General features: G+C 59.9%; 15 protein-coding genes. 10 read left to right on the top strand and 5 right to left on the bottom strand.

The window, feature by feature from the left end:
* Positions 1-34: 34 nt before the first annotated feature.
* From CKW21_RS06385 to CKW21_RS06375, 3 genes are read left to right on the top strand one after another with little or no spacing between them, the layout of a single operon-like run.
* Positions 35-1156 carry a glycosyltransferase family 1 protein gene (locus CKW21_RS06385; RefSeq protein ID WP_170948632.1) on the top strand — a complete coding sequence of 374 codons (1122 nt, stop codon included), beginning with the start codon at positions 35-37 and terminating at the stop codon, positions 1154-1156.
* Positions 1149-1925 (top strand): DUF2334 domain-containing protein, encoded by a 777-nt coding sequence (locus CKW21_RS06380; RefSeq protein WP_095193151.1) that lies wholly within the window; start codon positions 1149-1151, stop codon positions 1923-1925. Before CKW21_RS06385 ends, CKW21_RS06380 begins: the two co-directional genes overlap by 8 nt.
* Positions 1922-2917, top strand: a complete 996-nt coding sequence (locus tag CKW21_RS06375; protein WP_095193150.1) for a lysylphosphatidylglycerol synthase transmembrane domain-containing protein — start codon at positions 1922-1924, stop codon at positions 2915-2917. Before CKW21_RS06380 ends, CKW21_RS06375 begins: the two co-directional genes overlap by 4 nt.
* On the opposite strand, the gene CKW21_RS31450 is transcribed toward CKW21_RS06375, so the two are convergent.
* The gene (locus tag CKW21_RS31450) at positions 2904-3080 is read right to left on the bottom strand and encodes a hypothetical protein (RefSeq protein WP_170948631.1); all 177 of its coding nucleotides are present in this window, start codon (positions 3078-3080) and stop codon (positions 2904-2906) included. The two genes, CKW21_RS06375 and CKW21_RS31450, sit on opposite strands and share 14 nt — an antisense overlap.
* 100 nt (positions 3081-3180) lie before the next feature.
* Positions 3181-4029 (bottom strand): formyltetrahydrofolate deformylase, encoded by an 849-nt coding sequence (gene purU / locus CKW21_RS06365; protein WP_095193148.1) that lies wholly within the window; start codon positions 4027-4029, stop codon positions 3181-3183.
* A 338-nt stretch (positions 4030-4367) separates the two neighbouring features.
* Between purU and mvaT the strand changes: the two genes are divergently transcribed.
* Positions 4368-4745 (top strand): histone-like nucleoid-structuring protein MvaT, encoded by a 378-nt coding sequence (gene mvaT / locus CKW21_RS06360; protein ID WP_007933316.1) that lies wholly within the window; start codon positions 4368-4370, stop codon positions 4743-4745.
* A gap of 100 nt (positions 4746-4845) precedes the next feature.
* Here mvaT and sbcB read toward each other — a convergent pair whose 3' ends face one another.
* Positions 4846-6276: an exodeoxyribonuclease I gene (gene sbcB / locus CKW21_RS06355; protein ID WP_095193147.1), complete on the bottom strand. Its 1431-nt coding sequence runs from the start codon at positions 6274-6276 to the stop codon at positions 4846-4848.
* 185 nt (positions 6277-6461) lie between these two features.
* Here sbcB and CKW21_RS06350 point away from each other — a divergent pair, with 185 nt between their 5' ends.
* The 6 genes from CKW21_RS06350 to CKW21_RS06325 all read left to right on the top strand — a co-directional run bounded on the left by CKW21_RS06350 (position 6462) and on the right by CKW21_RS06325 (position 13399).
* Positions 6462-7187, top strand: coding sequence for an RDD family protein (locus CKW21_RS06350; RefSeq protein WP_095193146.1), 726 nt, complete (start codon positions 6462-6464; stop codon positions 7185-7187).
* Positions 7184-8161, top strand: coding sequence for a stage II sporulation protein M (locus tag CKW21_RS06345; RefSeq protein ID WP_095193145.1), 978 nt, complete (start codon positions 7184-7186; stop codon positions 8159-8161). The genes CKW21_RS06350 and CKW21_RS06345 overlap by 4 nt, the downstream gene beginning before the upstream one ends.
* Positions 8148-9692, top strand: coding sequence for a DUF4129 domain-containing protein (locus tag CKW21_RS06340; RefSeq protein ID WP_095193144.1), 1545 nt, complete (start codon positions 8148-8150; stop codon positions 9690-9692). Before CKW21_RS06345 ends, CKW21_RS06340 begins: the two co-directional genes overlap by 14 nt.
* Positions 9689-10867 carry a DUF4350 domain-containing protein gene (locus CKW21_RS06335; RefSeq protein WP_095193143.1) on the top strand — a complete coding sequence of 393 codons (1179 nt, stop codon included), beginning with the start codon at positions 9689-9691 and terminating at the stop codon, positions 10865-10867. Before CKW21_RS06340 ends, CKW21_RS06335 begins: the two co-directional genes overlap by 4 nt.
* Positions 10864-11865 (top strand): MoxR family ATPase, encoded by a 1002-nt coding sequence (locus tag CKW21_RS06330; RefSeq protein ID WP_095193142.1) that lies wholly within the window; start codon positions 10864-10866, stop codon positions 11863-11865. The genes CKW21_RS06335 and CKW21_RS06330 overlap by 4 nt, the downstream gene beginning before the upstream one ends.
* A gap of 202 nt (positions 11866-12067) precedes the next feature.
* Positions 12068-13399, top strand: a complete 1332-nt coding sequence (locus CKW21_RS06325) for a DUF58 domain-containing protein (protein ID WP_095193141.1) — start codon at positions 12068-12070, stop codon at positions 13397-13399.
* Between the two features lie 138 nt (positions 13400-13537).
* Here CKW21_RS06325 and CKW21_RS06320 read toward each other — a convergent pair whose 3' ends face one another.
* Both CKW21_RS06320 and CKW21_RS06315 read right to left on the bottom strand, forming a co-directional pair.
* Entirely contained in the window at positions 13538-13897 is a 360-nt protein-coding gene (locus tag CKW21_RS06320; protein WP_095193140.1) for a PilZ domain-containing protein, read from the bottom strand.
* Positions 13898-14139: 242 nt separating this feature from the next.
* Positions 14140-14517, bottom strand: a complete 378-nt coding sequence (locus CKW21_RS06315; protein ID WP_095193139.1) for a tol-pal system YbgF family protein — start codon at positions 14515-14517, stop codon at positions 14140-14142.
* Between the last annotated feature and the right edge of the window lie 37 nt (positions 14518-14554).

Here is a 14554-nt window from a genome sequence, read left to right as displayed (position 1 = left end):
TAAGGTCAACCAAGGAGATCAACGGACTGGAGGGATGTTTATCGTGCATATCGCGGACATAACCATGTTCTACGCCCCCGCCAGCGGTGGCGTGCGTACTTATCTGGATGCCAAACATCATCGCCTGTGCACAAGGTCGGGCATTCGCCACAGTTTGCTGATTCCCGGGCCATCCTTCGGTGAACAGGATGGCATCTACACCGTTCCGGCTCCCGCTCTGCCCTTCGGCAAAGGCTATCGCTTCCCCCTTCGTCTGGCGCCCTGGCGCAATGTCCTCCACGATCTGCAACCTGACCTGATCGAGGTCGGCGACCCTTACCTCACCGCCTGGGCGGCCCTGGATGCGCGGCGGCAACTGGATGTGCCGGTGATTGGCTTTTATCACTCGGACCTGCCACTGCTTGCCAGCAATCGCATGGGCAACTGGGTCACTCCCAACGTCGAGGCTTATGTCAGCAAACTCTACGGCAACTTCGACCGCGTGCTGGCGCCGAGCCGGGTCATGGCTGACAAGCTGACCGGTCTGGGGGTGAGGAATGTATTCGTGCAACCCCTGGGCGTCGATTTACAAATGTTTCATCCCGACGCGCGCGATCCCGACCTGCGGACCGAACTGGGTCTGGAGGAAAATACGCATCTGCTGATCTTCGCCGGGCGCGGGTCCAAGGAAAAAAACCTGCCGGTGCTGCTCGACTGCATGGTGCGCCTGGGCCGACGCTATCACTTGCTGCTGGTGGGCTCGTCGATGCCGACCGCCGTGCCGGACAATGTCACCGTCATCGATGAATTCTGCCCGGCCGCGCAAGTCGCCCGCCTGATGGCCAGTGCCGATGCACTCGTACATGCCGGCGACCAGGAAACCTTTGGCCTGGTGACCCTCGAAGCCATGGCCTGCGGTATCCCGGTAGTGGCCGTGGCGGCTGGCGCCTTTGAGGAAATCATCACCGAAGAATGTGGCCTGTTGTGTACCCCCAACGATTCCTTGGCCATGGCCAACGCCGTGCGCGAACTGTTCAGCCGGGATAGCGCAGCCATCGGCCAGCAGGCGCGACGCCATGTCGAGCGGCATTACGCCTGGGATTCGGTGGTCAACAGCCTGCTCGGTCACTATTACGCCGTACTCGGCAGCCAATGGCCGCGGGCGGCCAATGGTTGAGCCCATGACTGCGCCCAGTCTGCTACTGGTGCTGCACGATGTGGCACCGCAAACCTGGGCCGATTACCAGCCTTTTGTCGACGCCGTCGACACGCTCGGCGATGTACCGATGACCTGGCTGGTGGTACCGGATTTCCACAAGCACAACGACCTGCAAGCCCATCCGGGGTTTCGCAACCAGCTATCGGCGCGTATCGACAAGGGCGATGAACTGGCACTGCACGGCTACTTCCATTGCGATGACGGACCGGTGGCGAACAATCCCCGGGACTGGTTCATGCGCCGGATCTATACCCACGAAGGTGAGTTTTACGGTCTGTCCCGAGAGGCCGCTTTTGCCCGTTTGCGCGCCGGTATCGAAATGTTCCACCAATATCAGTGGCCATTGCAGGGTTTCGTCGCTCCCGCCTGGCTGATGAGCGAAGGCACGCGGCAGGCCTTGCGCCAACTCCCCTTGACCTATACCAGCGATGCGCAGCACCTCTATCGCCTGCCCGACTTCACAGCCGTGGATGCACCCGGACTGGTCTGGAGCGCACGCAGTGCGTGGCGCCGGGGTTTGTCGAAGCTCGTCAGCGATCAACTCGAACAACGCTGGCGGCAAGCGTCGGTGATTCGCCTGGGCCTGCACCCGGTGGATATGCGACATGAGTTCTCTCGCACCTACTGGTTGCAAACCCTCAAGCGTCTGCTCACTGAGGGTCGCGTGCCTATGACAAAGGCGTGCTGGCTGGCACTGCAAAATGACCGCATGGGGCGTGCTGCATGAGCCGCGGGATTCTGTTGCTGATTGCCCTGCTCGCCGCGGTGCTGATTCCCTGGCTGTTGGGTGGCAGCGATACATGGTCGCGACTGAACACCTTTCCGCTGAATTGGCTGCTGGTGATGTTCGGCATGATCCTGCTGTGCTGGGTGGTCAACACCCTGCGCCTGCGCCTGTTGCTGGGGGATCAGCGTGAAAAGGTAAGCCCGGTCAAAAGCCTGGGCGTGGTTATGGCCGCCGAATTTGCCTATTGCGCCACCCCCGGCGGTAGCGGCGGGCCACTGACCATCATGGCGTTGCTGGCGCGTAATGGCGTGCGTCCGGCCAGGGGCAGTGCCGTGTTCGCCATGGACCAGTTGAGCGACCTGTTGTTTTTCCTCTGCGCCTTGAGCGGGATCCTGATTTATGCGTTGTTCCAGCACCTGAGCCAGCGCATGGAGTGGCTGCTGATCGTCAGCGCCATCTCGATGTTCGGTGGCCTGGTCTGTTGCGTGGTGGTGGCCCGCTATCACCGCTTGCTGATTCGGCTAAGTGGCCGATTACTCATTCGTCTCAACGTCCAATCCACCACGCGCATGCGCTGGGCACGAAAACTCCTGCAGTTTCTGGCGGCGTTTACCGACACCCTCAAGTTGCCGTTTCAGACATTGATCAAGGTGTTTGCCTTGACCTGCCTGCATTGGATTTTGCGCTACAGCGTGCTGTACCTGGCGCTGCGTGGACTTGGTGCGGATTTGCAGTGGGCCTGGTGCTTTCTGATCCAGATGCTGTCACTGAGTGCGGGGCAGTTCAGCCTGTTGCCGGGTGGGGCCGGGGCGGCGGAATTGACATCGGCGGCGCTGTTGGCGCCCATGGTGGGAAAATCCACGGCGGCTGCAGCGATCCTGATCTGGCGGGCGGTAACCTATTATTTCTATCTGCTGGTGGGCGGGCCGGTGTTTCTCTTGATGCTCGGACGCCCCTTGCTCAAAAAGCTGATGAAGCTCAAGCAGGCTTAGGGGGATCTTCGGGTTCTTGCTGCAACTGTTCCCACAACTCGGCTGCTCCCGGAAATTCCGTGCCATCTTCCGGACTCATGTCATCGGGATCATACCGGCTCAAACAGCCCTCGCCCAACGTGGCGGGCGCCTTGGAAGTGGCTTTGTCCAGTGGATCGGCCATGGTCATGTCCCCTATTCAGAAACAGCTGCGCAGAAACGGCGAAGGGCCTGCAGCGATTGAACGCCCAGGCCCTTCGAATTTCAACCGTATTGTGCTGCGATCAGAACACCACGGTCTTGTTGCCGTGCACCAGCACCCGGTCTTCCAGGTGATAACGCAGGCCACGGGCCAGCACCATCTTCTCGACATCACGACCGAAACGCACCATGTCTTCGATACTGTCGCTGTGACTGACGCGTACCACGTCCTGTTCGATGATCGGACCGGCATCCAGCTCTTCGGTCACATAATGACAGGTCGCACCGATCAATTTCACTCCACGCATGGAGGCCTGGTGATACGGCTTGGCACCGACGAACGACGGCAGGAAGCTGTGGTGAATGTTGATGACCTTATGTGCATATTCGCTGCACAGTTCAGGCGGCAGGATCTGCATGTAGCGGGCCAGTACCACGACTTCGGCATCGTGCTGTTTCACCAGACGCGAGACTTCGGCGAACGCCGGCTCCTTGTCCTGCGGATTGACCGGCACGTGGTAGTACGGAATGCCGTGCCATTCGACCATGCTGCGCAGGTCGTCATGGTTGGAAATCACGCAGGCGATCTCGCAGTCCAGTTCATCGCTGTGCCAGCGATGCAGCAAGTCGGCCAGACAGTGGGACTCGCGACTGGCCATCAGCACAACGCGCTTTTTCTGCGCGGTATCGGTGATGCGCCAATCCATCGAGAACTCTTCGGCAATCGGCGCAAACGCTTCGCGCAAGGCTTCGATACCGAATGGCAGCGAGTCGGCACGAATTTCGTGACGCATGAAGAACCAGCCGCTGAGATTGTCCGAGTGATGGCTCGCTTCAGTGATCCAGCCGTTATGTGACGCCAGAAAGTTACTGACTTTAGCAACGATACCGACGCGGTCCGGGCAAGAAATCACCAACCGAAAGGTGCGCATGAGGGGGAAACTCCAGAACTTCGCAAAGGCCGTCATTCTAGCGATTACGCAGCAAAACTGCAGTATTGATCAGGCAGCGCCTTGCGTGATGGCAAGCAACCCGTGCTTTGTCAGCTCTCGAGGCCTGCGAGGTGGCAGTGTTGTTTGCCATCTACCAGCAATCAATTGTGAACATCTGTAGCGACAGCTTCGAACTTTTTAACTGCGCATCCAATGCGGGCCGAAATCACCGTAATTAAATTAAATAAACCCCGGTTAAATGTTTACTTGATGAAACAGCCTGACTATTATTGCCGCACTGTCCCCTGCCATCCCGCGTCCTACATAAGGTAGTAATCATGTCCTTGATCAACGAATATCGCGCCACCGAAGAAGCAATCAAAGAGCTGCAAGCCCGTTTGAAGAATCTGTCCCAAGACGACAAACTGCAAACCGAGCTGGAATTCGAAGGCAAACTGCGCACCCTGATGGGCGAATACTCCAAGTCCCTGCGTGACATCATCGCGTTGCTGGATCCTGAATCCAAAACCAAGGCACCACGCGGCGGCGCAGTAAAAACTACCGGTACCAAGCGTGCCCGCAAAGTTAAACAATACAAAAACCCGCACAACGGCGAAGTCATCGAAACCAAAGGTGGCAACCACAAGACTCTGAAAGAGTGGAAAGCCAAGTGGGGCGGTGACGTGGTTGAAGGCTGGGCTACCCTGCTGGGCTAAGCCACAGAGCCTGTCGCAGATAAGTACGCGACAAAAAATAACGCCAGCATAACGCTGGCGTTTTTTTATGCCCGCAGTTCTACCCGGCGCGTTTTCGATTTCAAAGATTCAAACGTTTGCGCAAGTCCTGAACATACTCGTGCCATTGATCGAGCACCTCTTGCTGAAACGATGTCGCTGTAAGCGCCAATTGGGCTGCGGCCTCTATGAAACTTTCAACGGTATTGGGCGCCCCCCACTCAGGGTCTGACAAACGTTTCTGACAGAATATTCGCCAGCGCTCTTGCTCTTCGAAACTCAACGTGTCGGAAAAGTTACGTGCGCGATATCGAAACAATAACTCAGGCAAACGTTCATCATCGAAAGGCCACTGGGACTGCGCTAATTGCGCCGGATCGACCGTACGGACTTGTTCGCATAGCCGTCGATCGCGGTCACCGATAAAACCGTCGTATAACTGTTGTTCAGGATCCTGGCTGAAGGAAAACTCCTCGCGGGCATAAACCCCTGCAACTTTATCCTGCCAAACTTTCGCCGCGTCATTTAGCCGCAGTGCACGCTGCCGATACAGCGCCATGTCCAGCCCCAGGCGCTGCTGATCTTCCGGGCGAAGTACCGCCAACGGTGCCACCACCGGGCATTTATTGATGTGAATGAGCTTGAGCGGTACCGGCAACTCACCTTCGGCCAGATCATCACGGCGGGTGTACAAGCGCTGGCGCAGGGATTCGGCATCCAGATCCAGCAAGCCCTGTGGATCTAGGTGCAGGTCGCAGACAATCAATGCATTCTTGTTGCGCGGGTGCCATGCCAAAGGCAGCACTACGCCGACGTAGTTTCGCGCCGCGGAAAACCGCCCGGACACATGCACCATCGGTTGCAGCAGGCGGATCTGATCCAGCACCTTTTGTTTGCTGCGCAACTGAAACAGCCACTCATACAGTTTCGGCTGCTTATCCCGAATCAAACGAGCCAGGGCGATGGTGGCGCGAACATCCGACAGCGCTTCATGGGCATGACCGTGATCGATCCCGTTGGCGGCAGTCAGGCGCTCCAGCTTGAGCGTCACCCGCCCTTCGTCGTCCGTCGGCCAAACAATCCCGTCTGGACGCAAGGCATACGCGGCACGCACCACGTCGATCAAATCCCAGCGACTGTTGCCGCCCTGCCATTCCCGCGCGTAAGGGTCGAAAAAGTTGCGGTACAGGCTATAGCGGGTCATCTCGTCGTCGAAACGCAGGGTGTTGTACCCCGCTCCGCAAGTACCAGGGGCCGCCAGTTGCGCATGCACCCGGGTCATGAAGTCAGCTTCGCTCAGGCCTTGTTCGGACAAGCGGCCGGGCGTAATGCCGGTAATCGCACAAGCCGCCGGGTGCGGCAGGATATCGTCACTGGGCTGGCAATAGAGATTGACCGGTTCGTCTATTTCATTGAGATCGAAGTCAGTACGCAGCCCTGCCATTTGCAGGGGGCGATCGCAACGGGGGTTGATGCCCGTCGTTTCATAGTCGTACCAGAAGATGGAGGTCACGGGCTAATCCTGAACTGTAGATCGGCGAAGTCTAGGCGTTCACGTCCCGCTCCGGCCAGCAATCTTGTCATTCAATCACCTCTGCCTTATTACCGTGTAATACATAGTTATGTCGTTTCTCCCGGCGAGGCTGCTAGCATCGGGAGACGAGACAATCCCGATCAGGCCACATCATCAGGTTGCCCATGCTCGAGACCGCGGCACTGCCAAGGAAAGCGACGCTGTTCCCGCCACTGGATACGCGTTACCAGGTCGAGACGCCGGAAGGCATCGATCTGCCACTGCGCCCGGCCGGGTTGATGGTTCGTGCACTGGCGTTCTCCATCGATCTGGTGTTGCGCGGCTTGATCCTCGGTCTGTTGTTCATTGTCCTGTCGATGCTGGGAAAACTCGGCGCGGGACTCGGTTCGCTGCTGATTTTCGGCGTGAGCTGGTGGTACATGGTGCTGTTCGAAGTCCTCAATCAGGGCCGCTCACCGGGCAAGCAATGGATGGGCCTGCGTGTTGTGCAGGACGATGGCACCCCCATCGGCTGGTCCGCGTCACTGCTGCGCAACCTGCTGCGCTTTGTTGACCTGTTGCCATTCGGTTACTTCCTTGGGGCGATCAGTTGCCTGCAACATCCCAGCTTCAAGCGACTGGGCGATATCGCCGCCGGTACGCTGGTGATCTACCGTGAACAACCGCTCACCCGACCGCAACTTCCGCCCGCCCAGCCGCGTCGCCCGGCTTTTACCCTGACATTGATCGAACAACGGGCCATCCTCGGTTTCGCCGAACGCCAGGCGGAACTGTCCGATGCCAGGGTCAATGAACTGGCATCGATCCTTGCCAAGCCGTTGCAGGTACCAGCGCCACAGGCCGTTGCCGAACTGAACGGCATCGCCCGTGGCCTGTTGGGGCCGACATGAAGCAAAGTCTTTTTGAACATCGGCACATGGCCGAATGGGAGCAATTCGACGGCCTGCTGGAACGGCTGGAGCGGGACAGGAACGCCACCGGGGTCGACAGTTTTCCCGACGATTATCGGCGCATCTGCCAACACCTGGCGCTGGCTCGGGAACGTGGTTACAGCAGTTTTCTCATCGACTCATTGCAGCAACAAGTCCTGCGTGGGCATCAACAGCTGTATCGGCATCGCAGCCGACTGGGCGCCAATGTGCTGGCGTTCATCCTCGCGGACTTCCCCCGTCTGGTACGCGAACAGTGGCGTTTCGTGCTCGCCGCCAGCCTGATGTTTTTCGGCAGCCTGATCGGCATCGCGGTGCTGGTCTATCTGTTCCCGGACCTGGTCTACAACCTGATTCCGGCCGAGCAGGTCAGCGAAATGCAGAGCATGTACGACCCCGAGGCCGGTCACCTGGGGCGCTCGGCAGAACGGGCGGCCAGCGAAGACTGGGTGATGTTCAGCTACTACGTCATGCACAACATCGGGATCGCCTTTCAGACCTTCGCCAGCGGTTTGCTGTTTGGCCTGGGCAGCGCGTTTTTCCTGTTTTACAACGGCTTGATCATCGGTGCGGTGGCCGGGCATCTGACGCAGATCGGCTACGGAGAGACCTTCTGGTCTTTCGTGATCGGCCATGGCGCCTTCGAACTGAGCGCCATTGCCCTGGCCGGAGCCGCCGGCCTGCAACTGGGCTGGGCCTTGATTGCACCGGGCCGCCTGGCCCGTGCCGAGGCCTTGCTTCTGGCGGCACGCAAGAGTGTGCTGCTGATTTGTGGGGTCATGCTGTTTCTGCTGATCGCGGCGTTTATCGAAGCCTATTGGTCGTCGATGACGGCACCCACGCCCCTGACCAAGTACCTGGTCGGGGCAGCGCTCTGGCTGCTGGTCACGGCTTATCTGCTGTTTGCCGGACGGACCCGCCATGCGCCTGAGTGATGCCAGTGTGGTGATCCGCCCACGCCCCACCTGGGAAGCCATGGACCTGGGTGTGCTGTTGAGCCAGCGCCACCGGCGCCTGCTGATGACCAGCTGGGCCATGGTGACCTTGCCGGCCTTTGCCCTGCTGACCTGGCTGCTGTGGGAGTCGCCCTCCTTGGCCGTGTTCATTTTCTGGTGGCTGAAACCGGCCTTCGAACGCCTGCCGCTGTACATCCTGTCCAAGTCCCTGTTCGGTGAAACGCCCACACTGAAACAGGCCCTTTATCAATGGCCACGACTGCTCAAGCCACAACTGCTGGCCAGTCTGACCTGGCGCCGGCTGAGCCTGAGTCGCAGCTTTCTGCTGCCAGTGGTGCAGCTCGAAGGGCTGGCGGGTGAGGCACGACAGCAGCGTCTGCAGGTGTTGTTGCAACGCGACGCCAGCGCGGCGCGATGGCTGACGTTGATTGGCGTGCACCTGGAAACCGCGCTGTGGATCGGTCTGATGCTGCTGTTCTATTTGCTCCTGCCGCAACACGTAGCCCTCGATTGGAGCTGGCAGTCGCTGATAACCGCCGCCACGCAGGACTGGCGCTGGCTGGAGCACTTGACCAACGCGTTTTACGTCCTGGTGCTGGTAATTTGGGAACCGATCTACGTGGCCTGCGGCTTCAGCCTTTATCTGAACCGGCGCACCGTGCTGGAAGCCTGGGACATCGAACTGGTGTTCCGGCGGTTGCGCCAACGCTTGAGCCACTCAGCTGTCGCATTGCTGCTGGCGGTGATTTTGCTGATGCCCACCGGGCAAAGCGTCTGGGCTGCAGGGCCAATCGTGACACCCGACAGCCCGCGCCTGCTGGAACAGCCACTGACCAGCCAGGCGTCCCGGGACAGCATCAAGGTGATCCTCGATCAGCCCCCGTTCAAGAACAAGGAAACGATCACGCGCTACCGATTCGGCGATGACAACACCGCTACCGAGACCCCGGACGACCGCAAAATCCCGCAATGGCTCAAGTCGCTGTTCGAGCTGTTTGACAGCCAGCGCTTCGGTGCCGTGGCCACGCTGATCGAGGCTTTGCTGTGGGGGACCGTGATCGCCGCCGTCGGCCTGTTGATCTGGCGTTACCGCGACTGGTTACAGGCTTTCGTCAGTCGTCGCCCAAACCGTGGCAAAAAAATCGCGCGACCAATGCCGCAGCAGGCGTTCGGCCTGGACCTTGACCGCGAAACCTTGCCCGCCGATATCGCCGCCAGTGCCGAAAGTCTCTGGCAAAGCCACCCTCGGGAAGCGCTCGGAATGCTCTATCGCGCCTTGCTCAGCCATTTGCTGCACGACTTCGGCATCGCGCTGAAAGCCGCCGACACCGAAGGCCAGGTGCTGGAGCGCGTCGAGCAATTGCAACAACCGGCCTTGCTGGCGTTCAGCCAGAACCTGACCCGACACTGGCAGAACATGGCCTACGGGCATCGCCTGCCCCCCACGCATTCACAGCGGGAACTGTGTGATGGCTGGCGTGCCTTGTTCGGCCCGGGAGCAGGCCGTTGAGCCGGCGCGCCTGGCCGTTGATCCTCAGCGCCTTGATTGCCGTGCTGCTGGCGGCACTCAGTGCCTGGCTGTATCTCAAGGCCATGCCCTACCCGGCTGAAATCGACCATGGCCCCTCGCCGGAAGCCCAGGCCAACCCCTACCTGGCCGCTGAACACTTCCTGCGCAAACAGGGCCTGACCGTCAGCCACGCCAATAGTCTCGACATCTTGCCCAGCCTGGAACCGCATCAGCACAGCCTGTTGTTGCTGGGGGACCGCTACAACATGACGCCCCGGCAAATAGATCAAGTGATGAACTGGGCCAGGGCCGGTGGACGACTGTTGTTCGTCGCCCAGTCGTTGTGGGATGAAAAGACCGGGCAGAGTAACGACCGGTTGCTCGACCGGGTGCAACTGCGCCAATCCTTGAGCAAAGACCTCAAGGACCCGCCACCCGACAATCAAAACGGCAGCGGCGATGACCCCTACCCGAAACTGACCAAACTGTATCTGGAAAACGAGGACGCGCCGGCCTATGCGACCTTTGACACCGCATTCCATCTCGAAGACCCGAAAAATCTCGCCCAGGCCTGGGCCAACAGCGGCAAGGCCACGCACATGATGCAACTCAGCCATGGGCTCGGTTCAATCATCGTGGTGACCGACGCCGACCTGTGGAAAACCCCGGCCATCGAGCAGTACGACAACGCCTGGTTGCTCTGGTATCTGACCGCGGACACCCGCGTGACCCTGCTGTACGACACCGAACACGACAGTCTGTGGACGTTGTTGCTGCGTTATTTCCCCCAGGCGCTGGTCGCCTTGATTGCCCTGATCGGCCTGGGTGTCTGGCATGTCGGTGTGCGTCAGGGACCGATACAGTCACCCGTTTCGAAAGCGCGTCGGCAACTGCAGGAGCACCTGCGTGCCAGTGCCGACTTCATGTGGCGTCGCAACGGTCAGCACAAACTGCTGCAAGGGTTGCAGCAAGACATTCTGCGCCGCGTCCGGCGGCGTCACCCCGGTTATGACCAACTCGGTGTCACCGAACAATGGCTGGTGCTTGCACGCCTGACCGGCCAACCCACACTCGCTATCAGCCAGGCCATGGGTCCACGCCCGAAACAGCGGTTTACCAGCGTTGAATTCAGCCGTCAGGTCGCCCAACTGCAAACCTTGAGGAACGCCTTATGAGTGAATCGATCGAGCCCGATGCCCCCAGTCATGCCGCTCAACAACGTCAACGCGCCAGCCAGTTGGCACGAGCCATACGTGGCGAACTGCAAAAGGCTGTAATCGGCCAGGACAGTGTGATCGATGACGTACTCACAGCCTTGATTGCCGGCGGCCACGTGTTGCTCGAAGGTGTACCCGGGCTGGGCAAGACCTTGCTGGTACGGGCGCTGGCGCGATGCTTCGGTGGTGAGTTCGCGCGCATTCAGTTCACTCCGGATTTGATGCCCAGCGATGTCACCGGCCATGCGGTGTACGACTTGCAGACCGAGCAATTCAAACTGCGCAAAGGTCCGCTGTTCACCCACCTGTTGCTGGCCGACGAGATCAACCGCGCCCCGGCGAAAACCCAGGCTGCACTGCTCGAAGCCATGCAGGAACGCCAGGTTACCCTTGAAGGCCGCGCCCTGCCCATCCCGCAACCGTTCATGGTGCTGGCCACGCAAAACCCCATCGAACAGGAAGGCACTTACCCGCTTCCGGAAGCCGAGCTGGATCGCTTCATGCTCAAGGTGCGCATGGATTACCCCGACGCCGAGCAGGAATTGAGCATGGTGCGCCAGGTCAGTCGCTCGACCCGCGCCGACATGCTCGACGTGCAGCCATTGCGCACGGTTTTGCAGGCCAAGGATGTGCTGGCCTTGCAGCGCATTGCCAGTGACCTGCCGCTGGATGATCAGGTGCTCGATTATGCCGTGCGCCTGGCCCGCACCACCCGCAGCTGGCCCGGGCTGACCCTGGGTGCCGGCCCTCGGGCCTCGATTGCGCTGGTGCGTTGCGCGAGGGCGCGGGCCTTGTTGCGTGGTGGCGGGTTCGTGATTCCGGATGACATAAAGGGGTGCGCGCTGGCCGTGCTGCGTCATCGTGTGCGTATCGCGCCGGAGCTGGACATCGAGGGACTTGAGGTCGATCATGTGCTGGGGCAACTGCTCGATCAAGTGCCGGCGCCGCGGCTGTGACTCTAATCACGCTGCGGCCCTTTGTGGCGAGGGAGCTTGCTCCCGCTGGGGTGCGAAGCAGCCCCAAAACCAGACGACGCACTATGTCAGACCAACCGCATGCGCCTGTGTTACGACTGCTTCGCAGCCGAGCGGGACGGTGCGACGATTCGACAAGCTCCCTCGCCACAAAAAGCGTTTCTACCAAACAAAGTGTGCGCCGATGAAGCCCACCCGCCTGCTGCTACTCTGGCTCTCCGTGCTGCTGGCCATCGGCATCGTGCTGGGCGCCTTGCAGGCGCTGGAATTTGCGCTGCCTTCATACTTGTCGCGAATCAACTGGGGTTTGCTTTTAGCCCTGCTGGCCCTGGCGCTACTGGATGCCGTGCGCCTCAAACGCATGCCCTCCCCCCGCCTGCAACGGCACATGCCCGGCAGTCTGGCATTGGGGCGCTGGGGTGAAGTCCGGCTGGAGCTCGAGCATGATTTTGCTCAACCACTGGAGCTGCAACTCTTCGACCATGTGCCGGACGGCCTGAGCTTTGAAAACCTGCCTCTATCGGTGTCATTGCAGCCCGGCCAGCGCAGCCTGAACAGTTATCGTCTGCGCCCGCTCAAACGCGGTCACTTCAGTTTCGAACACTGCGAAGTCCACCCGCCAGGCCCATTGGGTCTCTGGACCGACAAGCGTGTGCTGAGCCTGACTGACAACACCCGTGTCTATCCCGACTTCGCCCGCCTCTATGGCGGTCAACTACTGGCAGTGGACAACTGGCTCAGCCAGCTCGGCGTACGCCAGCGCCAACGCCGCGGTCAGGGGCTGGAGTTTCATCAACTGCGCGAGTTCCGCGAGGGCGACAGCCTGCGGCAAATCGACTGGAAAGCCACTGCCCGCCAACGCACACCGATTGCCCGGGAATATCAGGACGAGCGCGACCAGCAGATCATCTTCATGCTCGACTGCGGTCGCCGCATGCGCAGCCAGGACGGTGAGCTGGCGCATTTCGATCACGCGCTCAATGCCTGCCTGCTGCTGAGCTACGTGGCGCTGCGCCAGGGCGATGCGGTGGGGTTGAGTACGTTCGCCAGCGAACAACCGCGCTACCTCGCCCCGATCAAAGGCAGCGGGCAACTCAATGTCCTGCTCAACACGGTCTACGACCTGAACAGCAGCCAGCGCAGCGCCGACTATCAAGCCGCCACCACCCAACTGCTCGCCCGACAAAAACGCCGGGCGCTGGTGGTACTGATGACCAACCTGCGGGATGAGGACGACGAAGAACTGCTCACGGCGGTCAAACGCTTGAGTACGCAGCATGTGGTGCTGGTCGCCAGTTTGCGTGAAGACGTGCTCGACCACCTGCGTGAAACGCCGGTGCAGACCTTGTCCGAGGCTCTGGCCTATTGCGGTACGGTAGGTTACTTGAATGCACGGGCAGAACTTCATGAGCGGTTAAGTGCGCATGGGGTTCCGGTGCTGGATACGCGACCCGGGGAACTGGGTACGCAACTGGTGACGCGGTACTTGAGCTGGAAGCGTAGCGGCAGTGTTTGATTTGCCTTTCGGATTCTCATCGTCTGCGATGACGCCTTCGCGAGCAGGCTCGCTCCCACAGGGGATCTTGTGAATCACGCAGATCAATTGTGGGGGCGAGCCGGCTCCGGGCGGCGTTCCGACGAAGCGTCTAAAGCTTCATGCCGATGCCGGCAACGTTTGAAAACTGAAGTATTGCTTCAACGCCTCCACCAGTTGCCCATACTCCGGCGGTGCCCGTTGCAGGCTGAACCCGGCGTCATAGTGGTGAGGGGTTGCGTCTTCGTGGCACCACAAACAGCATGCCCGCAGGTCGATGACCTGTTGGCAGCCATCACTGGCGGGAATCTTCAGGCGCAAGTCGAAGTCCGCGCCGATCATCATCGGCAACTGACTGATAAGCATCAGCCCGTCATCGGAGACATTGCCCAGATAGCCGATGGGTTTGTCGGTGTTGCTATTGAACACTTTCAGAAAATACGGCAGTTGATGCCGCTCGATCCGGCGGTCAGTGAACATGCTGAATTCGCTACGCAAGGCCCTTAAGCAGGGCCGCACTAATGCTTCGGAACAGGCCTGCCGGTAGCTACCCAGGCATAAGCGGCCCGCTCTCCCCGATCCTGGTGCGACAGTCCGTCAATCGCTGCCGCTTACTTCTGCCGATCACAGGTGTTACCTCGGTTCAGAGTCAAGGCTCTAAACCGATTATTCGACTATAGCTCACTGCCGCCGGTCGGCCAGCTGTTGAATGACAACCAGCGTCAGAACTGCGTCGGGCGCACCGCTGCGGCACTGCGGGTCGGGTAGTGGCCCAGGCTCTGCAGGGTCTCCAGTCGGGCGCGGGCGCGGTAGGCGTATTCACTTTGCGGATACGAGGCGATGATGAACTGATACGTCTGGGCGGCATCAATGAACATTTTCTGCCGTTCCAGGCACTGTCCGCGCATCATCGATACTTCCGGCCAGACATATGGCCGCGCCCGGCTGGCGCGCTCGACCTTGGATAATTCGAGCATCACCTGCTCGCAGTTGCCCCGGTCATAGGCGCTGTAGGCAAGGTTCAAATGATGGTTCATCGAAAAACGGGTGCAGCCCGTGACACTGATGAGGGCAAGGGCGGCAATGAGCATGAATCGCATGAGGGATCTCCTGTCTTGACCGCTGTATCGACCCATG

Origin of the sequence: Pseudomonas sp. Irchel 3A7 (genome assembly GCF_900187565.1) — a bacterium.
GTDB lineage: Bacteria > Pseudomonadota > Gammaproteobacteria > Pseudomonadales > Pseudomonadaceae > Aquipseudomonas.
The sequence above is the reverse complement of the archived record's forward strand: the minus strand, read 5'-3'. Positions and strand labels throughout refer to the sequence as shown.